Origin of the sequence: Moritella sp. 28 (assembly GCF_018219435.1) — a bacterium.
Taxonomy (GTDB): Bacteria; Pseudomonadota; Gammaproteobacteria; order Enterobacterales; family Moritellaceae; genus Moritella.
Window position 1 is genome coordinate 2,817,474 of record NZ_CP056121.1, and the last position, 22,367, is coordinate 2,839,840.

The 22,367-nt window shown below is 39.0% G+C and carries 18 protein-coding genes; 9 read left to right on the forward strand and 9 right to left on the reverse strand.

The window, feature by feature from the left end:
• Positions 1–5 precede the first annotated feature (5 nt).
• Positions 6–1,418, reverse strand: a complete 1,413-nt coding sequence (gene pykF / locus HWV02_RS12445) for a pyruvate kinase PykF (protein ID WP_211676130.1) — start codon at positions 1,416–1,418, stop codon at positions 6–8.
• Positions 1,419–1,822: 404 nt separating this feature from the next.
• Positions 1,823–2,764 (reverse strand): lauroyl-Kdo(2)-lipid IV(A) myristoyltransferase, encoded by a 942-nt coding sequence (lpxM, locus tag HWV02_RS12450; protein ID WP_211676131.1) that lies wholly within the window; start codon positions 2,762–2,764, stop codon positions 1,823–1,825.
• 554 nt (positions 2,765–3,318) lie between these two features.
• Here lpxM and asnB point away from each other — a divergent pair.
• From asnB to HWV02_RS12470, 4 genes are all read left to right on the forward strand, one after another.
• The gene (gene asnB / locus HWV02_RS12455) at positions 3,319–4,986 is read left to right on the forward strand and encodes an asparagine synthase B (protein ID WP_211676132.1); all 1,668 of its coding nucleotides are present in this window, start codon (positions 3,319–3,321) and stop codon (positions 4,984–4,986) included.
• Between the two features lie 250 nt (positions 4,987–5,236).
• Positions 5,237–6,361, forward strand: a complete 1,125-nt coding sequence (locus tag HWV02_RS12460; RefSeq protein WP_211688003.1) for a YjgN family protein — start codon at positions 5,237–5,239, stop codon at positions 6,359–6,361.
• A complete protein-coding gene (locus HWV02_RS12465) occupies positions 6,358–7,392 on the forward strand; it encodes a M48 family metallopeptidase (protein ID WP_211688005.1) in 1,035 nt (344 codons plus the stop codon). The genes HWV02_RS12460 and HWV02_RS12465 overlap by 4 nt, the downstream gene beginning before the upstream one ends.
• A 363-nt stretch (positions 7,393–7,755) precedes the next feature.
• Positions 7,756–9,057, forward strand: a complete 1,302-nt coding sequence (locus HWV02_RS12470) for an anaerobic C4-dicarboxylate transporter (protein WP_211688007.1) — start codon at positions 7,756–7,758, stop codon at positions 9,055–9,057.
• A gap of 107 nt (positions 9,058–9,164) precedes the next feature.
• Here the strand turns inward: HWV02_RS12470 and HWV02_RS12475 are convergent, their stop codons facing one another.
• The 4 genes from HWV02_RS12475 to HWV02_RS12490 all read right to left on the reverse strand — a co-directional run bounded on the left by HWV02_RS12475 (position 9,165) and on the right by HWV02_RS12490 (position 13,500).
• A complete protein-coding gene (locus HWV02_RS12475) occupies positions 9,165–10,445 on the reverse strand; it encodes an acetyl-CoA C-acetyltransferase (RefSeq protein ID WP_211671782.1) in 1,281 nt (426 codons plus the stop codon).
• A 397-nt stretch (positions 10,446–10,842) separates the two neighbouring features.
• Positions 10,843–11,229 carry a DUF1090 domain-containing protein gene (locus HWV02_RS12480; RefSeq protein ID WP_211688008.1) on the reverse strand — a complete coding sequence of 129 codons (387 nt, stop codon included), beginning with the start codon at positions 11,227–11,229 and terminating at the stop codon, positions 10,843–10,845.
• A 139-nt stretch (positions 11,230–11,368) separates the two neighbouring features.
• A complete protein-coding gene (locus HWV02_RS12485; RefSeq protein ID WP_211676136.1) occupies positions 11,369–11,887 on the reverse strand; it encodes a GNAT family N-acetyltransferase in 519 nt (172 codons plus the stop codon).
• Between the two features lie 251 nt (positions 11,888–12,138).
• Entirely contained in the window at positions 12,139–13,500 is a 1,362-nt protein-coding gene (locus tag HWV02_RS12490) for an adhesion domain-containing protein (protein WP_211688010.1), read from the reverse strand.
• A gap of 698 nt (positions 13,501–14,198) precedes the next feature.
• Here HWV02_RS12490 and HWV02_RS12495 point away from each other — a divergent pair.
• On the forward strand, positions 14,199–14,978 hold the full coding sequence (locus HWV02_RS12495; RefSeq protein ID WP_211688012.1) for a thioredoxin domain-containing protein: 780 nt from the start codon (positions 14,199–14,201) through the stop codon (positions 14,976–14,978).
• Between the two features lie 113 nt (positions 14,979–15,091).
• On the opposite strand, the gene HWV02_RS12500 is transcribed toward HWV02_RS12495, so the two are convergent.
• Positions 15,092–16,087 (reverse strand): zinc-dependent alcohol dehydrogenase family protein, encoded by a 996-nt coding sequence (locus tag HWV02_RS12500; protein ID WP_211676139.1) that lies wholly within the window; start codon positions 16,085–16,087, stop codon positions 15,092–15,094.
• 275 nt (positions 16,088–16,362) lie between these two features.
• Between HWV02_RS12500 and HWV02_RS12505 the strand changes: the two genes are divergently transcribed.
• Entirely contained in the window at positions 16,363–17,778 is a 1,416-nt protein-coding gene (locus HWV02_RS12505; RefSeq protein WP_211676140.1) for a 3-oxoacyl-ACP reductase, read from the forward strand.
• Between the two features lie 77 nt (positions 17,779–17,855).
• Here the strand turns inward: HWV02_RS12505 and HWV02_RS12510 are convergent, their stop codons facing one another.
• A complete protein-coding gene (locus HWV02_RS12510; RefSeq protein WP_211676141.1) occupies positions 17,856–18,860 on the reverse strand; it encodes an AraC family transcriptional regulator in 1,005 nt (334 codons plus the stop codon).
• 189 nt (positions 18,861–19,049) lie between these two features.
• Here HWV02_RS12510 and HWV02_RS12515 point away from each other — a divergent pair, with 189 nt between their 5' ends.
• The 3 genes from HWV02_RS12515 to HWV02_RS12525 all read left to right on the forward strand — a co-directional run bounded on the left by HWV02_RS12515 (position 19,050) and on the right by HWV02_RS12525 (position 21,943).
• Positions 19,050–19,211 (forward strand): hypothetical protein, encoded by a 162-nt coding sequence (locus tag HWV02_RS12515; RefSeq protein WP_211690643.1) that lies wholly within the window; start codon positions 19,050–19,052, stop codon positions 19,209–19,211.
• Positions 19,212–19,274: 63 nt separating this feature from the next.
• Positions 19,275–21,086 carry a long-chain-acyl-CoA synthetase gene (locus HWV02_RS12520; protein ID WP_211676142.1) on the forward strand — a complete coding sequence of 604 codons (1,812 nt, stop codon included), beginning with the start codon at positions 19,275–19,277 and terminating at the stop codon, positions 21,084–21,086.
• A 119-nt stretch (positions 21,087–21,205) separates the two neighbouring features.
• Positions 21,206–21,943 carry a copper homeostasis protein CutC gene (locus tag HWV02_RS12525; RefSeq protein WP_211676143.1) on the forward strand — a complete coding sequence of 246 codons (738 nt, stop codon included), beginning with the start codon at positions 21,206–21,208 and terminating at the stop codon, positions 21,941–21,943.
• 19 nt (positions 21,944–21,962) lie between these two features.
• Here the strand turns inward: HWV02_RS12525 and HWV02_RS12530 are convergent, their stop codons facing one another.
• On the reverse strand, positions 21,963–22,286 hold the full coding sequence (locus HWV02_RS12530; protein ID WP_211676144.1) for an NGG1p interacting factor NIF3: 324 nt from the start codon (positions 22,284–22,286) through the stop codon (positions 21,963–21,965).
• Positions 22,287–22,367 lie beyond the last annotated feature (81 nt).

Consider the following 22,367-nt stretch of genomic DNA (forward strand, 5'->3'; position numbering starts at 1 on the left):
ACAACTTAAAGTTGGTGAACTGATGCGGTGTTTGTTGTACCTGATGGTACAAGCGCACCTGAAACCATAACAATAATATCACCTTCTTTAGCTAGTCCACTTGAAATCGCTAGCTCTTTACCTTTACGGTAAAATTCATCAGTGCTATCAATCTGTTTAACAATACAAGATTTAACACCTTTAGTCAGACATAATTGTTGCGCAGTTTTCTCGTTCGTTGTAATCGCAAGAATGTTAGCTTTCGGAAAATACTTACGTACAGACTTCGCCGATTTGCCGCCACGAGTAGCAACAACTATCAGTGGTGCACATAATTTTTCAGTTGTTTCTACCGCACCTTTACATACCGCTTCTGTAATACGCATGCTTTTAGCTACAATATTAGCACCTAGGTCCGAAGACATAGAGTTATCAGTACGCTCACAAATATTCGCCATAATTGAAACAGCTTCAACTGGATATTTACCTTTCGCAGTTTCGCCAGATAACATTACCGCATCAGTACCGTCAAGAACAGCATTGGCTACGTCTCCCGCTTCAGCACGAGTTGGACGAGGGTTACTGATCATAGAATCGAGCATTTGTGTTGCTGTAATGACAACTTTACCTGCTTTGTTACACTTCTTGATCATCATTTTCTGAGCCATGATCACTTCTTCAACAGGGATTTCAACACCCAGATCACCACGAGCAACCATGATACCGTCAGATTCAGCTAGGATCTCATCAAAATTATCAACACCCTCTTGGTTTTCAATTTTAGAGATAATCTGAATGTTTTCGCCACCGTTATTAAATAACACTTCGCGAATTTCTCTTACATCATCAGCTTTACGGATAAAGGATGCAGCAACGAAATCAACTTCTTGTTCACAGCCAAACGCAAGGTCAGCTTTATCTTTATCAGATAATGCAGGTAAACCGACACTGATATTTGGTAAGTTAACGCCTTTATTTTCACCAAGTGCACCGGTGTTTAATACTTTACACTTAACTTCAGTATCTGTTGTTTCAGTCACTTCCATTTCAATCAAGCCATCATCAACAAGAATGATTGCGCCAGGGCTTAGGTCTTTAGCAAAACCAGCATACGTGACAGCAACACACTCTTTGTTGCCTACAACATTAATATCTGTTGTAAATGTGAATGACTGACCTACTGTCAATGTAACATCTTCACCATTCTCTAATTTAATGGTACGGATTTCTGGACCTTTCGTATCCAATAATACTGCGATTTTTTTATTCAGGTTTTCACTTACTTGACGGATATTTTGAATTCGACCTGAATGCTCAGCAAAGTTACCATGAGAGAAGTTTAAACGCATAACATTCATGCCTGCATTAACAAGCTCTGTTAGTTTCTCTACTGATTCAGTTTTTGGACCAATTGTACAAACAATTTTAGTCTTTTTCATTCTTATAGCTCCGTATGGGATATTTTATATTCTTTTAGATCTTGTTTTCTTATTCATAGTCTAGATGAGAAAGTTGTTCGATTTACTCTGAATGCGACTATAAACCAAAATTTTTATTGAAACCGAAATAGCTTTTATTGAAACCACATCCCTTTCATATGAAACCAATTGTAACAAGTATAAGTTTAAAAGCATAGAGTGATAAGCATAAAGAAAGACAGAATAGATACCTAGATCAAGTTTGTTTCACTCATTAGGCTAAAAACAAAGCAAGAACAAGCCAAATTGTCATTAAATATAATTGAAAGAGCATCTAAGAGTGGTTCGTCAGGCGGGATTTTACGTTAAAGGAAGCGCTATATCTAAGTTAAATATATAGCGCTTGAATAAAGGGATGGCGACAACTAATAGATTTTTTTACCATCTGGACGTGTTCTTAATAATCTTAACGTCCACATATACTGATCAATACCACACTCAATCAACGCTTCGATCTCTTGATTCATCATCACCGCATCTTGCTCAGGACTTTCGGACGGAAAGTTTTGCATCGCTGGTCGGATAAATGTTTCGAATTTACCTCGTTTTTCATTATATGCAGCATAGATAGGAACAACTGATGCGCCTGTTTTTTCTGCTAACTTCCCTAATACAGGTAAAGTTGCTTTTTGTGTCGAAAATAACGGCGCAAATACACTACGTTTAGGACCATGATCCTCATCAGGTAAATAGTAACAACTTTCACCTTTTTTAAGAGAATGTACAAGTGCACCTAATCCGGCTTTACGGTGATAAATCGTATTTCCAAATTTAGCACGCTGGCGAGTCATCAACCAATCAAAAAGTTCGTTTCCAGAATCATTAAACATGGTACAAAATGGTGCACCGTAAGACGCAACATGTAAACCTGAAAAATCAACGGCAAAACTATGTGGTACTAGTAAGATGCATGCCTTCCCTTCCTCTAATAATGGAAAAAGGTTCTCACCACCATGAACAATCATACGATTTCGATTGTAAGCTAGGCTTCGTGCACTTGGTTCAGCATAACTTAAAATCGTTTGGCAAAAAGTAACTAAGTTACCCATGATAATTCGATCTTTTTCTGCCTCATCCATTTCAGGAAAACACATAGATAAGTTAATTTTTGCAACCTTCTTGCGTTTTTTCATCGCTTTTAAATTAAATAATTTAGTCGCGATGAAACGCGCAAACTTATCGCGCGGTTTCACTGGCACAAAAGCTAATAAGTATAATACAAAGACGCCGAACCACACTGGCCAAAACTTAGGTAGCAAAAATGTTTTTTTGAAAGAAAGGTCATACGGTTTATATTTATCAGACATATAATTTTATCGAACCTGTTTAAATTACAAAATATTACGAGATAACAAGTCAATCAGTTTATTCAGTTATCTCGCCAAAACCAACTATTTTTTATATTTACGGTACTATTTTAATCGCTTTAACGCGCTATGGCTCAATACCAATAAACCAATAACGCCAGAAAGTACCCATTTAAAGTTTAAATACTCTACTAACCCATTAATTTAAAATATATTTTATAGTTATGCCAAATTGCCATTGAGCTATAGTTAATTATCATGATAAATTTAACGCAAGTAGATCATTATTGTATTTAAATTATTTACTTAGTACCACGTTGCGTTGAATGGATTCAATCATGCTTACTTATTCATTAAGATCCATATTAGTCTATTACCTCGCCACCAATATTGTTGAATTGTTACTTTTAACACCTTAAAATTATCGGTTCCACATTGAAATGCATTTTTTGTAATTGTTTTATCATTTTTATTTGCATTAAATCTACAATGTGGCAAATTAGACTCACTATTTAGAAAGTTAGCTGCATACGCAGCATTAGAAGGAATTAGTTATGTGCTCAATATTCGGAATTCTAGACATCAAGTCAGACATTAAACCTCTTCGTGCACAAGCATTAGAGTTATCAAAGTTACTGCGTCACCGAGGCCCAGATTGGTCAGGTATCTATACTAATGATAATGCTATTTTAGTTCATGAACGCCTTGCAATTGTTGATGTTAATAATGGTGCACAACCTTTATACAATGAAGAAAAGACTCACGTACTTGCTGTTAATGGTGAAATTTATAACCATAAAGATTTACAAAAAACATTAAATGTAGATTTTGAATTTCAAACAGAGTCTGATTGTGAAGTTATCCTTGCTCTATACAAAGAGAAAGGAACGCAGTTTTTAGATGACCTGAATGGTATCTTTGCTTTTGCTTTATATGATGAAGACGAAGACGCTTACCTTATCGGTCGAGATCATATCGGTATTATTCCGCTATACACAGGCTATGATGAACACGGTAACTTTTATGTTGCATCTGAAATGAAAGCGTTAGTACCTGTTTGTACACAAATTGAAGAATTCCCAGCCGGTCATTACTTGTGGAGTAAAGACGGTAAAGTAACACCGTATTATCAACGTGACTGGACAGAGTTTGATGCGGTAGCACAAAATGGCGGTGATAAAGAAGTTGTTAAGCAAGGTTTAGAAAACGCCGTTAAACGTCAACTAATGTGTGATGTACCTTATGGTGTATTACTGTCAGGTGGTTTAGATTCTTCTGTTATCTCTGCGATCACTCAACAGTATTCAAAACGTCGTATCGAAGACGATGGCAAAACAGAAGCATGGTGGCCACAATTGCATTCTTTCTCTGTAGGCTTAAACGGTTCTCCAGATTTAGCTGCGGCACAAAAAGTGGCTGATCACTTAGGCACTATCCATCACTCGATTGAATTTACCGTACAAGAAGGTATCGACGCATTACGTGACGTTATATATCACATTGAAACATACGATGTAACGACTATTCGAGCATCAACACCTATGTATTTGATGGCGCGTAAAATTAAAGCCATGGGTATCAAAATGGTACTTTCTGGTGAAGGCGCCGATGAGCTGTTCGGTGGTTACCTGTATTTCCATAAAGCACCAAATGCAAAAGAGTTCCATGAAGAAACAGTACGTAAAGTATCAAAACTTCACATGTTCGATTGTTTACGTGCCAATAAATCTATGGCAGCTTGGGGCATCGAAGCACGTGTACCATTCTTAGATAAAGAGTTTGTAGATGCGTCAATGCGACTAAACCCTGAATTAAAAATGATCACTGGTGACAGAATTGAGAAAAACATCATTCGTGAAGCATTTGAAGATTTATTGCCAGAAGAAATTGTATGGCGTCAAAAAGAGCAATTCTCTGATGGTGTAGGTTATTCTTGGATTGACCAGCTAAAAGTTCACGTTGAAGAAGCTGTATCGGACCAAATGTTAGCAAGCGCTGCATTTAAATTTCCGATTAACACACCTGATACCAAAGAAGGTTACTACTATCGCGCCATCTTTGAAGATCACTTCCCTGGTGACTCAGCGGCTAAATGCGTACCATTTGGTAAATCTGTGGCATGTTCAACAGTAGAAGCGCTAGCTTGGGATGAAAGTTTTCAAAACAATGCAGATCCATCGGGTCGTGCAGCCGGCGTACATAACGAAGCATACGAAGATTAATCTAGTTTGATTTTTCGTTAAACCTCTATTTAAACAGCACTTCGGTGCTGTTTTTTGTTTCCTTACAAGCAGGCTCACCGATGCCACTGTATTATATTGCGCTTAAGTGATGCCAGTATAAACTACGACAAAAATATCGTGATTAGTTCCTCATTTTCTTCTTAATATTACATATCCCATTTTGAGTACACACTTAGCATGATACTATAATGACAATAATTCTCATTTACATCATTTCAAAGGAACAGAAATGCACCAGTTTAAATTTCATGGTAAAGGAAAGGAATATTTTGGTATTTGGATCGTAAATATTCTATTAAGTATTATAACGCTAGGGATCTACTCAGCATGGGCTAAAGTTCGTACCAACAAATACTTCTATGGTAATACTGAGCTTAGCGGAAATCGATTTGATTACCTAGCGCAACCTAAACAGATCTTGATTGGTCGAATTATTGCCGTTATTGCCGTTAGTATATGGGCTGCTTTAAATGCATTTTCACCACAATTAGCTGTACTTGTTATGTTAATATTCGTACTTATCTATCCAGTTTTAGTCGTGCGTAATCTCCGCTTCGATATGAAAATGACACAATTTAGAAATGTACGTTTCAACTTTATCGGCTCTTACAAAAATGCATATAAAGTCATGCTCGTAAAACCGTTAGCCGCTTATATCGCAATTGGTATATCCATAGCCATCACCCTCACTTATATTATGCCTGCATCGAAAATACTTGGCATCATTATTATGGCCGTAACATGCTTACTTATCCTACCCTTGTTATTCTCTTGGGTTATAGCCGCCATGAATCAGTTCATTATCAATAATACACGTTATGGTAATCTCACTTTCGCTGCGACGTTACAAACTACTTATATATTTAAGGTACTCGCTAAGTTCATGTTACTGATGGTACTTATCATTGCGGTCTTTGCAGCATTTCTAATTATTGCTGGTGTCAGCACAAATGACGTCAGTAATTTAACCGGAGACTCAAGTAAAATGGCAGTCTTTGTGATTGCGTACATTGGTATGATACTCGGTATGATATTTACTCAGGTCTATTTCCATGTCCGAATTCGTAACTATATACTGTCTGCGACTAAACTTGATAATCAGTTACAACCAAAATCGACAATGACGGTTATGTCTTATAGCTTACTACTATTAACAAACCTATTACTGATCGTTTGTACCCTTGGTTTAGCTCGACCATTTACAATGATTCGACATGCAAATTATATCGCATCCGTGACTCAGGTTGACGGTGACCTTTCCCTCACTAGTGCAACAGACCAAATTACAAATGAATCAGGTGCTATTGCAGATGAATTATCCCAAGCGTTCGATCTAAACATTAACGCTATATGATAATTAAAGGTAAGGCTGTTGCACCCGCATCAGCCATTACGATAGCCGCTGAGCTAATACTTAATTCCGATGGCGGTATTGAGTGTGTGCTCAGCAGTGTTGAGGCTAACATTTTAACCGCTGCAGATTCGGCATTAAAAACTGATATAGGTAACATAACTATATCTCGTGCTTTAGGCGCTATTCCTCGTAGCTTTACATTCGTTAACGGTTGGACATTTACTGCCGATGATAATGCGAAAATTGACATCTGGCTACGTCAACAGAATAAACAGTCCTGGTTACATAGACTGGAAAAAAATAGCATCACCATTATTACCAGTATATTACTAAGTAGTTTATCTGCTTGGTATGTGATTAACTCAGGGATCCCCGCTATCAGTGGCGTGATCGCACAGTCGATCCCTCCTGTAGTGGGAAAACATCTAGCCGACTATAGTCTAGAATATTTAGACGAACACGACTTCACTCCATCTAAGCTATCGATAAAAAGACAAGATGAACTGACTAGCCTATTAAGTAGTATCAGTTCAACAACGATAACTGATAACCAAAAACCCAAGTTATTATTTCGCTCCTTAGCTGACACCGCCAATGCGTTTACGTTAACTGATGGCACGATTATTCTAACGGATGAACTCGTTATGCTTGCACAAGATGATCGAGAATTAAGCGCTGTATTATTGCATGAGATAGGACATCAGTATCATAATCATCTTTTAAAACGACTTGTTGAATTATCGATACTATCTGTACTGGCAAATTATATTGTGGGTGATGCGACGGGTATCGGCGATACTTTGGCTAGTGCCAGTGTGTTATTACTATCACTAGACTATTCTCAGCAGGATGAACTTGAAGCAGATAAATTCGCAGCAAAAGTATTGCTGTCCGAATATGGTTCTGTGCAGGCGCTAGAAGATATATTGATACGGCTAGAAAGTGAAGCCTTAACCTCTCCAACTTGGTTACGTTCGCATCCAGGCATAGGTGAACGTATTAATGCGATAAACCTTATTGATCCTTTGTAACCCCCTAAGATCCGGCCCTTAATAAGTGCTGGATCACAAATCGAGACTACACCCAATATAGTAAGCCCTTAACCTCTCCAATTTAGTTACGTTCCCCCAGAGATAAGCAAACGGCATTCTGTAATCAAGAAGATAGATGTAGTCTTGATGGAAAACAACTGATTTTGTGAATCGGCACAGGATAGAAGCCAGCAATACATGAACCGCCTCTCAACTTTAAAAAATAACGCCCCCCCCCTTCCATTACCCATACCACTCCGGTGTAATATAACCCTACGCAAGGCGATCTACACAGTCCCTTGCACTACCATTTCAACCAAAAGGCAGACGTTTACACCACAACACCTCAAATAAGGAAAACTTATGATTGTTGTAGAGTTTATTATTGTGCTTACTTTTATCTATCTTGGCGCTCGTATCGGTGGTATTGGTATAGGTCTTGCGGGTGGTGCCGGTGTATTGGTTCTTAGCCTGTTTCTAGGCGTCGACACCGGGAATATTCCCATTGATGTTATATTGATTATCATGTCCGTGATTTCTGCAATTGCAGCAATGCAAGTAGCGGGAGGGTTGGACTGGCTAGTTGAACTCTCAGAACACTTCCTCCGTAAACATCCAAAGAGAATTACCTTTTACGCCCCAATGGTTACCTATTTTATGACCCTACTTGCAGGAACTGGGCACACTGCATTTTCAACATTACCCGTTATTGCTGAGGTAGCTAAAGAGCAAGGAATACGCCCGTCAAGGCCATTAAGCATCTCGGTTGTCGCATCACAAATCGCTATCACAGCATCTCCAATATCTGCAGCGGTAGTCTTCTTCTCTGGAATTTTAGAACCGCTCGGAGTGGGCTATCTTACACTGCTAGCGATCTGTATTCCTTCAACATTTGCCGCTTGTATGGTTGGAGCATTCGTTTCTAATTTTTTAGGGTGTGAACTAAAAGATGATGCTATCTATCAAGAAAAGTTAGCCAAAGGCCAGATCATACTTAAAGGAAAGACGCAAAGAGAGATATTGCCAAGCGCTAAATTAGCAACCGGTATCTTTGTAACTGCAATCATAGGGGTGATCATCTATGCAACCCTGATTTCAGACGCGGTAAATATCATTGAAAACCCAGCGTTAAGCCGTAATGATGCCATTATGGTATTTATGCTCTCTGCCGCTACCGCAATTGTAACTTTCACTAAGATTGATGTATCAGAGATCGCGAACGCAGCAACATTCAAATCAGGCATGAGCGCCTGCATCTGCGTTCTTGGTGTGGCCTGGCTCGGTGATACTTTCGTATCAAGCCATATTGAAGAGATCAAAACTTTTTCTGCGGACATACTTCAGCAATACCCATGGATGCTTGCTGTAACTCTATTCTTTGCCTCAACGCTGCTCTACTCACAAGGTGCCACCACGACAGCCTTGATGCCAGCCGCATTAGCCATTGGGGTTGCCCCTATAACGGCCATAGCTTCATTTGCTGCAGTGAGTGCGCTGTTTGTATTGCCAACTTACCCAACACTTCTTGCAGCAGTAGAAATGGATGACACAGGTTCAACTCGCATTGGTAATTTAGTATTTAACCACCCTTTCTTCATTCCAGGTGTTGTCACAATCACTACATCCGTAGCACTTGGGTTTCTAATTGGAGGCGCTGTGCTCTAATCCAATTAGAGGTTGAAATGATGGCATCCATTAGTACACTTAGTTATTAAAAAAACGCCAATACTCTGCAGTATTGGCGTTTATTTAATAAAGAATAAACGAAGTATTTATTTTTCTAAAATAGCGGTAATACCTTGACCACCAGCAGCACAAATCGAGATTAAACCACGACCTGAACCTTTCTGATCAAGCAGTTGTGCCAGTGTTGCGATAACACGACCACCTGTAGCTGCGAAAGGATGACCCGTTGCTAAACTACTACCTTTCACGTTTAATTTAGTTAAATCGATTGAACCAAGCGGTGCATCAAGACCAAGTTTCTCTTTACAAAATTTCTCATCTTCCCACGCAGCTAGCGTTGATAATACTTGTGCTGCAAATGCTTCATGAATTTCATAGAAATCGAAATCTTGTAATGTTAGACCTGCACGCTTAAGCATTTTTGGCACTGCATATGCGGGAGCCATTAACAGACCTTCTTTTTTATCAACAAAGTCAACAGCCGCTGTTTCACCAAATGTTAGATAAGCTTGAACCGGTAAGTTGTGTTCAGCAGCCCACTCTTCACTTGCTAGTAATACAGCAGATGCACCGTCCGTAAGGTTAGTACTGTTACCCGCCGTCATAGTGCCATTTACTTTATCAAAACAAGGCTTTAATTTAGCTAGTTTTTCAACTGTCGTATCTGCACGTAATACATTATCTTTAGTTAGACCAGCCATAGGCGATACTAATGTATCGAAGAAACCTTCTGTATATGCAGCCGCTAATTTCTGATGACTTGCACATGCTAATTCATCTTGTGCTTCGCGTGAGATATTCCACTCTTTCGCTGTCACTTGACAATGATCACCCATCGCCATTTTTGTACGAGGTTCTTTATTCGCTGGCGTAAGTGGCACGAAATGTTTAGGACGTAAACGAGAAAGTGCACTTAAGCGTTGTTTACCCGTTTTAGCGCGGTTCAACTCAAGTAAAACACTGCGCATACCTTCACTCACTGCAATCGGTGCGTCAGATGTTGTATCAGAACCACCAGCAATACCCGCTTCAATTTGACCCAGTGCAATCTTGTTTGCTACTTGAATGGCAGCAGCTAGACCAGTACCACATGCTTGTTGAATATCATAACAAGGTGTTTCAGGTGCTAGGCCTGCACTTAATACCGCTTCACGCGTTAAGTTAAAATCGCGAGAGTGTTTAATTACCGCCCCCGCAACAACTTCACCAAGTTGTTCTCCACGTAGACCATATTTAACCACTAAACCACGGATCGTTTCGGTAAGCATGTCTTGGTTACTTAGTTTCGAATATGCTGTGTTTGAACGTGCAAACGGGATACGGTTACCGCCGATAATTGCAACTCTTCTTATTGTTTGACCTGTCATGGTTTATTCCTTTAATTAAAATGACTTATATATGCCCGCAGCACATTAGGCTTTAGATACATCAATGTAACATTGTTGAAACAAGTTTAAAATAAAAACTCTAACGTGGTTGTTTGTTCACCGCTATTTTAACACTCTCTATTTGAGGTAGTTGCATATTTATGCGATGAGGATTTGATTAACCCGAAATTGGACAGAATTGGCTGAAAAACCAGGGCTGTGTTTAACTCAAACCAACGGAGGGAAGATCTTACTTTTTACTTATCCATTATTTTAATAATACATGGCAAACTAATATGAACATATTAATTGAGAGAGCCTAACTAATACCCTCTCCCCATTAACCATAATGGTTATGTTATTTAACTTGTTGTTAGATTAAGCTGTGCGACTACAATTAACGTGAAAGCTCGTTTTTAGCTTCAGATAGTTCATTAACAGCAGTCTCTAACTTCCGCTCTTTCTTTTTTATTTTATCTGGGTTACCAGTTTCTTTTGCTTCTTTGAGGTCGTGTTTTCTTTCTGCAACCTTCTGTTCTTTTTCTGTTATTTTCTTCATTCGTTTAGTTTTCAATGATTCATCGGTACAGTTTTCATTTATTTCCTTGAGTGCTTTTTCTAAGCCCTGAATACGATAGGTATTATCATGTTTTTTTGCATACGTTATTTGCGTTTCTAACTCATTCTTTTTTGCAGCGCAGCCTGTCAACTGCCCTGCATAGGTAGTTGATGATATAGCTAATAAAAATGAAACAGTAGCAACAGACATCATTTTATTTATCATTATATATCCTTTTGAAAATTGAAAAATGTTGAATTTTTAAGTATCACGAATTTACATAAATAGAATATGAATAAGCATCTAATCTGACCAAGGCTGGATCACAATGGATAAAAACAGCTTAGAGCGATTTGTTATAAAACTATTTGCACAAACCATAGATATAATCATCTACATACTTGTTACTAATTAAAGAGTTTTGCTGTAAACGGCCCTCACGAATAAAGCCAATTTTTTCGAGCAGTTTAAATGAACCCATATTATGAACTGAACATGTAGCTGTTAGCTTATTAAGTGCCAATCCATTGAGCGCATAGTCTTTAAGCAAGTTCAATGCTTCACTTCCAAACCCTTTTCCTTGAGCGCCCTGCTTAATCATATAGCCAACCACAGCAATTTTGGCTTCATGGTTAACAATTTTAAGTCCAATATTCCCTAGTTTTTCACCGGTTGCGGTTTCAGATATGCCTAATGATAGCCATCCGTCACTTTCAATAGTCCAAGGCTGTGATTTAGCTGCGAACGCGGCTGCAGCGTCTTCATATGTAAATGCTTGATAAACATGTTCCATCATTTTGGGACACATTGATATTTCAATAAAAAGACGCTTATCCGTTTCATCTAATGGTGATAGTTTTATTCTTTGACCTGATAATTGCACGCTTATCCCTTAATTTTGATAACGCCAAGCTAAGCTTGAAACGTATATGTGAAGACACTTTAATTAATGTGTCTTCAACAATATCAAAATTGTCATGTATTACAAATGGGTATAAGAAAATTTAGTATTCATTAAATAAAATAAATACGTAAACAATAATTATATTTTGAGTGAGCGAGTGCCAGATTATCTTTATGGTAAGGAATATTGAAACGCCTTACCATAATCGTATTTTGAAGATTCTTTGTTCACTAATCCCCGCTGTGCTGAATACAAATCGCGAGCAGAGGAGTATCATTGTCTTCTTTGTCATAATCCGCATTGCCGCCCATATTATAGGCAAAATGTTGATTACCATTAGCCAAATTATGTGTCCAATAACGCTTTAAAATTGGCCAACCATTGGCGTAGTTTATATTTTCATATTTGTCATAACCATGGGATAAACTAATGAGTTGATCGACTGTCGCTAGTTTAAAGCCTTTTAGACTACAATAAATGTTCGCATCAGACCAAGTCAACAGTGCCCATTCAACTGTCGGAACTGGTTTATAAACACCGTCATCCATCCCTTCAACCTCAGCCTCTTCTTTGGTCACTGGATGGAAAAATGTATTACCGTTGTTCTCTGCACTGTCGCTGAATTTTATCGCCTCCGTATTATAATGTGCGCTTACTTTTGCATTATTGTCAGTAGCAGTAACCACAGCTCGTCCAGTCGTCTCAGCGAAGAATATGTTTTCTTTCTGACTTAATACAAATGGTTCATTCGTAGTCCATGATACATCGTCGGTTACCAGCTGATTGAAGTCCTCCCCATAGTCAGAACCGAAATGCCCAGTCGCTATAAATTCTCGAGATTGAGCAAGTGGAATACTATCTCCGAGTTCGAGTCTTTCAGTAATAATCAAATCGTCGAGTACGGGATTACCCACAGTGAGAGTAATCTCGTCAGAGAATTCATGATAGCTATATTCATCAAGCGCTCTCACAGAAATAGTTTCGACACTGCCAGGTTCACCATTTGCGTGGTACACATTTCTGTTATGGGAGAAACTACCATTGCCCCCCAAGTATTTCACATAGCTTTCTTCAGTAATATCTTGTTCGAAGTTTCTTAAAGCAGTTGACCCTTTAAAGGTACCGTACACGTGCAAGCTGATACTGTAACCCTTGGCAACCGTGTGACTCTGATTGTCTTCCAGTTTGATATGGATTCCTGTTAATTCCCCATTCGTGATTGTCAACTTCCTCGCTTCACTTGATGTATCGTAGCTCCCTACTAAGCTTGCACTAATATCCGAACCCGCTTTTCCTATCGCCCTAAAAGTATTACCCTCAACAACAAACTCCTCAGGGTTACTTAGGGTCCACAGTGCATCACTGCTGACATCATAAACATGGTTCTGACCGTCATCACCTTCAAACGTAGCCAAAGCACTAAGTATAATTGATTGGCCTCTCGGAACCACCAAATCATCATTAGCGTCTTCAGCAATCACTTCAAGCTTTGTCAGGGTTCCAGGAATAACCAAAAGCTGTACATGTTGACTGGATACGCCATCCATAACCACGTTAATATCAGTTTCGGCTCCGGGAAAAGCTTTAGCCAAAAAGTGTCCCTGAGACTGCTCGAAATTTTCGGGGGCGGATTGCAGCCACTTAACATGCTGGGTTACATCCTCATCAGGATAATACTCCGGATCTGTGTAGTGTGCGATAGTCCTTAGATCCTGAGACATCCCCTGATGAACCTCGAGTTGTTCAGCTGGTGTTTGCGAATGAGACGGGTATATGGTCAAAGATGACAGGTTTTTCGAATGTGTTTCTGTGCCCCCGCTCCCGCCACAAGCACTGAGTACCAAGGTCAATGCTGCTGGAATCAAGAATCGTAGTTTGTATTGCATTTTGAAATCATCCTAAAGGGGAAAGGAAAAGCATAAACCAATGTAAAATCAATTTATTACATAATATTATTTATACGTAGTGAACCATTACTAGACTCAGATCTTACATAACACACGTCATACAGACCTCCCATAAGTGGTACATCTAATTAAGTGTACTTGTTGTTTCATATATCACATTGACACCAAAGGCGACATTTCTATCCGCGAGAGCTCATAATATTTTAAGCGGGGGCTTAGCAAGGATGTGCCACAAGAAAGATTTGAGCAGGACGACAAGCTTAAAATTCATGGTACGAATTTAATTTTAATGAACTTTTAATGCTCTTTTAATGCTCTTTTAATGAACTTTTCTTTCATTATGCTTACACATACCACACTACTTACATTAAATGAGTTTTAAAATGAAAAAATCATCTCTTTCTATTGCAGTTGCTTTGAGCACACTTATCAGCCTTAATTGCATGGCTTCGAATTCAACATTTAATAAAGAACAAGAAGATGAAATCGGGAAAATTGCAGCTGAATACATAGTAAACCATCCAGAAATTTTGGTACAAGCTTCAAAAAACCTGCAATTAAAACAAATGAAATTACAACAAGCCGCAAGCGCTAAAGCAATCGTAGACAATCAAGATGCACTACTTAAAGACAAAAAAAGTCCTTTCATCGGCCCGAGTGATGCAGCTGTAAGTATTATCGAATTCTTTGATTATCAATGTGCATACTGTGCCAAATTGAGCCCTGAATTTGATAGCATAATAAAAGAAAACCCTGATGCTAAATTCATTTTTAAAGAAACACCTATTTTTTCTACACGCTGGGAAGTATCTGGTTACGCAGCTGACATGGGACAATGGGTTTTTTCTGAAAAAGGCAGTAAAGCTTACTTAACTTACCATAACGCAATCTTCGCAACAGGTCATGACGAAGGTAAATTAACAAAAGAAGACGTTAAAAAAGCGGCTAAAAAAGCAGGTGTAAACGTTAATGAATTCAAACCTAATGAGCGTTACACAGCTAACTTTCAGTTATTTGCTAAACTCGGGCTACGTGGTACACCAGCTGTGGTTATAATGCCAAGCAAAGGAGCAAATCAAGATAACGTAGTTATGCTACCGGGTTATGACCCTGAAGGCATCAAAAATGCGATCAGAAAAGTAAAAGCATCTATAACACAATAATTGTCGACGATAATTCTATTATAGATAACGCTAAGGCCTAATAAATCCACCCAGTTGTTGGAAAACCAATGATTGGGTATCGTACCGAAAGCCGCTATTTACAATGAAACCGTTTACATTGTTAGAATTATTTTTCCTTGAAGCGACGAGGATTCAATTTCAACCAACTCTAGCGCAGTATGGAAATCTTCTAAAGGCAGATAACGATCCACATTAAGTGAAACCTCATTTTCAATAAAATGCGCTAGCATCTCATAGAACACTTCCTTTCTCGCCGCTTTACCTACCGACTCTTCCCAACAACGTAAAAAGAACGTCATGAAGTCGATATTATTGCGCCTCATACTTTCAAAAAATGCGGTTTCATAAGGCCCTAGCGAGAGTGTACCGTAGTTGATGTAGGTGCCAGTTTTACTCAATGTATTGATGAGGTCAAAGCCTTCCTTTCCACCAATCGCATCAAACGCTACGCTCGGCGTTCGTAATTTAAGTGACTGAATCTGAGAGTTTAAATCTTGTTTAGCATCCAAAACAGCAATAGAGCCATACGGGTAACGCTGTGGTTTTGACGTTACCGCAATTAAGGTGAAACCAAGAGTCATAGAAAGCTGTGCAAAGATCTTTCCTATAGCGGAGCAGCCCGCATTGATGATCACCACATCGTCTTCGCCCAGCTGAGTAATTTTGGTTGTGATCACCCAAGCCGTTAAGGCATTGATGTACAGCTGACAAGCGTAGCCATTATCAAGATCTTCAGGAAGATAGAATAAATTATCTGGCAACACATCGACATAGGTTTGCCAAGTGCCACTCGTTGCCACCAGAACTTTCTGTCCGATTTGAAGTACTGACTGATTAGGAGCGTTGAACTCAACAACTCTACCTACCGCCTCAAAGCCCGGCACTCGCGGTGGAACATGCGTTCGACGATATTGGCCCACACCGTGAATCGATAATAGATCGCTAGGATTGATGTTTGTAGCTTCGATGCGAACGCGAACTTTACTTTCCTGAAGTGGCTCTAAGGCAATACTATCCAACAATAAGGACTCTTTAGGCTGGCCAAAGCTAAGTTGCTGAACGCGCGTGTTTAATGTGTCTGTGCTCATCGAGATACCACTTTAATCCATTGATGAAATAATTAGCTCCCCCCCTAATTAACCTGAACTCAGGATAAGGAATTGAACTAAAATCTAGTTGTGAACAGAATAATGATTACAAAATCAAACTCCGCGTATTATTTAGTTATACTATACCCATTTATACTGCAATGAACTGGTCTATTTATTACCAATCTTTGGCAAATAACTCATAGTCATACAGTAACTTTTAACACATGCTCAATTGCTAGATTAATACAGCTCATAAAAACAAGGATTAAATAATGACGGATACGTATGCAAAGATCGCCAATGGTAAGTGGACCTCAGCCTTATTCAAAAAACTTAATCTTCCACAACCCGTTACATTAACGCGCTTTTCTCACGGTCCAGATCTTATTTCTGGTCGTTTACTTATCGGGGCTGCGACGAATAGTGACCTGATTAAGCCTGTAATAGAAACATTTAACAATGCAAGTATCGCGATCTCTTATCCGAATAGCACGCAGGAGTTAGCAGACCTTAATCACCTGTTCAATAATACCTCACTCAGTGCAACACCAATTAGCTTAAATACGATAAGCAAATCAGATAAATTCAACGGTATTATCTTCGATGCATCAGGCATTAAAACCAGTCAACAATTAAGTGCATTACACCGTTTTTTCCAACCTGTAATTAAAAAACTATCAAAATGTAGCAGAGTTATCGTGTTAGGTCGTCCGAGTGAGCACCTTGAGGATGTGAGCTACGCAACTGTACAGCGATCTTTAGAAGGCTTTTGTCGTAGCCTAGCAAAAGAAATCGGTAAAAATGGCAGCACATGCCAACTTATGTATGTGCAAGCAGGCAGTGAATCATTACTTAACGCCCCACTCCGTTTTCTGACCTCTACGAAATCGGCCTATATATCAGCACAAGTGATTAATGTGAAACCAGGGACAATACACGGAACGGTTAACCTGAGTAAACCTTTACAAGGAAAAACCGCGCTTGTTACTGGCGCATCTCGTGGGATTGGTGCAGCTATTGCTGAAACACTCGCTCGTGATGGCGCTCATGTAATTTGTTTAGACATACCGGCACTGGAGCAGGATCTTGAAAAAATTGCCCATCGCTTAAAAGGCAGTACCATAGTAGCAGATATCACTGCTGATGATACGCCAGCTATCATTGCCGAATTTGTACGTGAAAAATCACTTGATATCGTAGTACATAATGCAGGGGTAACAAAAGATAAAACCCTCGCTCGTATGACTAATAATCACTGGGACGTACTTATGGATATTAATCTCTCGGCCATGGAAAGAATTAATGAGCGACTACTAAGTGAAAACTTATTGAGTCAATATGGTCGAATTATTTGCGTATCTTCGATGAGTGGTATCGCAGGAAACTTTGGTCAAACAAATTACGCGACCTCTAAGGCTGCCGTTATTGGCTATGTCGATGCAATGCAAAAACCGCTTGCTGAAAAGAATATAACCATTAATGCCGTAGCACCTGGTTTTATCGAAACGAAAATGACCGCTGCGATCCCCTTTACCGTTCGTGAAGCGGGTCGCCGAATGAATTCGTTAAAACAGGGAGGTAAACCAATTGACGTAGCCGAGGCTATTGCATTTTTTGCGCAACCACAAGCAGCAGGTGTGACAGGAAATACAATTCGAATTTGCGGACAATCATTAATTGGCGCTTAAAGATACGTAGCACAAGAATAGCTGCGACATTGATGGCTCGCAGCTACTTCTTTTTAGGTTAAATGCTTCTAGATTTGTTAATCGTCAACCTGCTTACTTCGGCGATATTCAATGGGTGTCATTTGTACCCAACGTTTAAATGCACGATAAAAAGTACTTGGCTCTGAAAACCCAGTTAGATATACAATCTGATCAATTGATTCATCCGTATTCGCCAACAGTTTTTTAGACAGCTCACAACGGAAATCTGCTAGAATTTGATTGAAATTATAATCAATCTCAGCCAACTTAGCCCGTAGCATACGTGGTTTCATATCAAGCTCGGTTGCAATACTCTCTAATGTCACAACACCCGACTCAAGTTGCTGCGCAATAACGCCACGTACCTTATCCACGATGTCTTTAAGTTCTAATTTTGCAATTTTTCGGCTTGCTAACTGCTCATGTAATGCAAACAACTCCGGTTCGGCATGAGTTGAAGGTCGATCTAGCAAATCAGCATCAAAATAAATAAAATTATCTGCCGCTGAAAACTCAAGTGGACAAGGAAAAACATTAGCATAGGCAGTTAAGTCTTCAGGCTGTTGATGAGCAAAGGCAATTCTATTTGCTTTAAAGTCACCGTCAGTAACATGCTGGCAAAATTTAAATGCACCTATCACTAAACAATCATTCAAGTGCCGATTAGCATCTTCAGTCATCCCGTCTAAATTAACGGATAGCCTCGCGACATCATCTTTAATATGAATAGAAGCTCTTGCCGCGTCACTAATCAACCTAAAGTATTTTGCGGCTCGCTCCCAACCAGTACCAAACGTAGGACTACTCAAAAAAAGATACTGCAAAACTTGACCAGTAAAAACAGGCATACGTTCACCAAGAGAAATGCCAATATTTGGATCTTTACTTATGTCCTCAAGGACCTGCCAAAAATGTGTTTGCGCCTGATTAGGTGTACGTAAGTCTTTATCATTCAGCACGTCTTCACTAATGTTGCAACGAGAGAGAACTTCGAGTACATCGATATCTAACTCTTTCATTGCTGTATAAGCAATACGTAATAATACGCCCGCATCTTGCATAATTATTCCATTTATTAACTTTAAATCTTTATTTGAACCACTAACTCTACCACTATCAAAGGATTGAGTTACACAATTTAGGTCAAATATTTGACCGAGCTGCCATTAACCGATTACACACTCGCCAATTCAACAACCAAACAAAGAGATTAACATAACTGCAACATATCATTACACGATTTATTTATCATGACGACAAAAGCGCGTGTCCTCGCACAATTAGAAGCACTTATTGATATTCAACGCATTAGTATTAATGTTCAATTTAAAAATGTTATCTATTTACCTACTAAAGTGTGTTTGAACGTCAAATTATCACAGCAAAAAGCTACCTTTAATTTAATGAATTAAGAACAACGCGTGACCCATTTATCAGGCGTCATACTCCCTATACTCAATAGAATGAATTAACTTATGACTGTTATAACCGGTAAGCAATTATTCAAAAGCACGATCAATATACTAAAAACACCTAAGCCTATTTTAAAGGGTCTATGGCACTTACAAAAAGCAAAACCAGAACGCTATATGTCTATTGGTTTACTACTTGAAGAGCAGGCTATTAAGAATTCTAGTTTGATCGCAATCCAGTTCAAAGAGCAACGCTATAGTTACGAAGAGCTGAACAATCAAGCAAATCAATATGCGAATTATTTACATGAATATGGGATTAGCCAGAGTGATAAAGTGGCAATCATGCTCGATAATAGGCCTGAAACAATTATTATCGCGCTTGCAGTTGTTAAGCTCGGTGCAATTGCTTGTATGATAAATACAACACAGAAAAATGCGGTCCTCGAACACAGTCTAACAGTTGTCGATACAAAATTAATTATCGCAGATGAAATCTATCATTCGACCATTAATGACATTAAAGAACACTTATCGCCGGCGTTACAAAAAAACATCTTTTATATCCCGGCATTGAAATCAGCAGAACACCCTATTAAGTTTAAAGACATCTCAAAATTGGTCGCAAATTATTCGGTGTTAAATCCGGATACAACGCCTAAAATTCAACTTAAAAATTCTGCATTTTATATCTTCACATCAGGGACAACAGGATTACCTAAAGCAGCAAAAATGAGTCACCATCGCTGGTTTAAATCTATGTCAGGTATGGGGATGGCATCGTTACGCCTTACTTCTGATGATGTGTTATACCTATCACTCCCTCTGTACCATAACAACGCCTTAACTGTTTCATTAAGTGCAGTGTTTGGTAATGCAGCCACACTTGCTCTTTCTGAAAAGTTCAGCTCTAGTCGATTTTGGGATGAAATACGGGACCACAATGCAACCGCATTTACCTATATTGGCGAGCTATGTCGATACCTTCTGAATGTACCCACAAAAGATAAGGATAAACAACACGGTATTAAAAAAATTATTGGCAATGGTTTACGCCCAGAGATTTGGGACGAGTTCCAACAGCGTTTTGGTATCGAACATATTAACGAATTCTATGGGGCGAGTGAATGTAACCTTGTCTTTACCAATGCATTGAACTTACCTCACACTGCAGGCATTACGCCACTTGCCTTTACCGTTGTAGAATATGATATTGATAATGACGAACCCCTGTACAATGAAAAAGGGAAAATGATCAAAGTAAAAACGGGGGCTGTGGGTTTACTGCTAACAAGAATAACCAAGCGATCCCCTTTTGATGGTTATACCGATGATAAAGAAAGTAATAAAAAACTATTCAAATCGGTACTAAAAGATGGCGACTGTTATTTCAATACGGGTGATCTCGTTAAATATCAAGGATTCAGGCATATTTCTTTCGTCGATAGATTAGGTGATACATTCCGTTGGAAAGGTGAAAATGTGGCGACTACGCAAGTCGAAGGTCAACTCAATGAGTTTAATCAAGTTGACCAAACTGTTGCTTACGGTGTCGAACTGCCACATCATGATGGTCGAGCAGGCATGGTTGCGCTTACTTTGAATTGCCCAATACATGAATTCTCAACAGCTGACTTCTTTCAACACGTCACATCTGTACTACCAAGCTATGCACAACCTATATTTGTACGTCTACGTGAAAAACAGGAAATTACAGGTACGTTCAAATATAAGAAAACAGATTTGAAAAAAGAATCATATTACCCCAACATTTCGGAAGACCTAATTCTTATCAAGCAACCTAAACAAAATAGCTATACGGCGTTAGACGAAAATACGATAACTGCGATTAATGAAAAACAATTGTCTTTCTAGCACTAATATTGTGGTTTTTTACCATAATGATTGATCTAGACGACCTTAGTCGTCTTTTTTACTTTCATATAATGCAGAACGGCCTATGATCACTTTATTTTTTTAATAAAGGGAAGTTTATGACTATTACAATAGAGGTATGTGTCGATAATATAGAGTCACTTCAAACGGCTCAGCAGGCTGGTGCAGATCGTATCGAATTGTGTTCAGCTTTGGCATTAGGTGGACTAACCGCCAATGCAGGGTTTGTCCAAAAGTCTCTCGATCTAGCAACAATTCCCCTTTATACAATAATCCGCCCTCGCGCAGGTGATTTTATATATAGCGAACAAGAAGTTGATATCATGGTTTCTGATATTAAATTCATGAAATTACTGGGAATCGAAGGTGTAGTCATCGGTGCATTAACACCAGAGGGGGATATTGATGAGGTCGCATTAAAACGTTTAATGGCGGCCTCTCGCGATATTAGCGTAACCTTCCATCGAGCTTTTGATTTATGTAATGATCCTAAACAAGCGTTAGAAATCTTAATTAATGCAGGCTGTGAACGCGTTTTAACATCTGGCCAACAAGCAGACGCCGAACAAGGTTGCGAGCTGATCAAAGAATTAATCATTCAAGCTGATGGCAGAATTAGTATCATGCCTGGTGCAGGAGTTACCCCCCAAAATGCTGAAAATATCATCGCTATCACGCAAGCAAAAGAATTACACTTATCGGGAAAGACAACAAGAAAAAGTGCAATGAAGCCCCATTCAACAGTTAGAATGGGAACAGAGCAAGATGCAGACAGTTTAATAACTGTAACTTGTGCAAAAATAATTTCCGATATTGTCAGTGCAGCCAATCACTAAGATAGGTTCTATATTTACGCTAAGGTAAATCATTAATATTGAGTGTTTGTAAAATATGATAAGCAGGCTCTTCGTAAGGGTGGGCAGAAATCAATGCATTAATTGCAGCCCTTACATTGCTCGTACTACAAACCATTTCGACTCTAAACTCATCGACAAATTCTATCTCATTGAGCGTGCCTATATGTGGCTCGCTACCAAGTAAGGGTTTAAATTGACCTGTACCTAAACATTGCCAGGCACAACGTGCGTAATCACCTATAGTACCCGCGCCAGCTTTAAACAGCGCTTGCTTAACATCTTCCACATTTTCTTGTGGCACATAAAAAATAATAACAAACATAACTTACACCTCTACGCTACACTGTCACCACACCGATTACTAAGCATTATAAAAATATTTTGTTTTACTACTCAGTAACGT

What these genes read in the sequence shown, in the direction of transcription:
- HWV02_RS12495 (WP_211688012.1), top strand. Translation starts at nt 14,199, where the DNA reads ATGAAAAAATCATCTCTTTCTATTGCAGTTGCTTTGAGCACACTTATC.
- HWV02_RS12510 (WP_211676141.1), bottom strand. Translation starts at nt 18,860, where the DNA reads ATGCAAGATGCGGGCGTATTATTACGTATTGCTTATACAGCAATGAAA.
- HWV02_RS12465 (WP_211688005.1), top strand. Translation starts at nt 6,358, where the DNA reads ATGATAATTAAAGGTAAGGCTGTTGCACCCGCATCAGCCATTACGATA.
- HWV02_RS12475 (WP_211671782.1), bottom strand. Translation starts at nt 10,445, where the DNA reads ATGACAGGTCAAACAATAAGAAGAGTTGCAATTATCGGCGGTAACCGT.
- pykF (WP_211676130.1), bottom strand. Translation starts at nt 1,418, where the DNA reads ATGAAAAAGACTAAAATTGTTTGTACAATTGGTCCAAAAACTGAATCA.
- HWV02_RS12515 (WP_211690643.1), top strand. Translation starts at nt 19,050, where the DNA reads ATGACGACAAAAGCGCGTGTCCTCGCACAATTAGAAGCACTTATTGAT.
- HWV02_RS12525 (WP_211676143.1), top strand. Translation starts at nt 21,206, where the DNA reads ATGACTATTACAATAGAGGTATGTGTCGATAATATAGAGTCACTTCAA.
- asnB (WP_211676132.1), top strand. Translation starts at nt 3,319, where the DNA reads ATGTGCTCAATATTCGGAATTCTAGACATCAAGTCAGACATTAAACCT.
- HWV02_RS12520 (WP_211676142.1), top strand. Translation starts at nt 19,275, where the DNA reads ATGACTGTTATAACCGGTAAGCAATTATTCAAAAGCACGATCAATATA.
- HWV02_RS12505 (WP_211676140.1), top strand. Translation starts at nt 16,363, where the DNA reads ATGACGGATACGTATGCAAAGATCGCCAATGGTAAGTGGACCTCAGCC.
- HWV02_RS12460 (WP_211688003.1), top strand. Translation starts at nt 5,237, where the DNA reads ATGCACCAGTTTAAATTTCATGGTAAAGGAAAGGAATATTTTGGTATT.
- HWV02_RS12470 (WP_211688007.1), top strand. Translation starts at nt 7,756, where the DNA reads ATGATTGTTGTAGAGTTTATTATTGTGCTTACTTTTATCTATCTTGGC.
- HWV02_RS12480 (WP_211688008.1), bottom strand. Translation starts at nt 11,229, where the DNA reads ATGATAAATAAAATGATGTCTGTTGCTACTGTTTCATTTTTATTAGCT.
- HWV02_RS12500 (WP_211676139.1), bottom strand. Translation starts at nt 16,087, where the DNA reads ATGAGCACAGACACATTAAACACGCGCGTTCAGCAACTTAGCTTTGGC.
- HWV02_RS12530 (WP_211676144.1), bottom strand. Translation starts at nt 22,286, where the DNA reads ATGTTTGTTATTATTTTTTATGTGCCACAAGAAAATGTGGAAGATGTT.
- lpxM (WP_211676131.1), bottom strand. Translation starts at nt 2,764, where the DNA reads ATGTCTGATAAATATAAACCGTATGACCTTTCTTTCAAAAAAACATTT.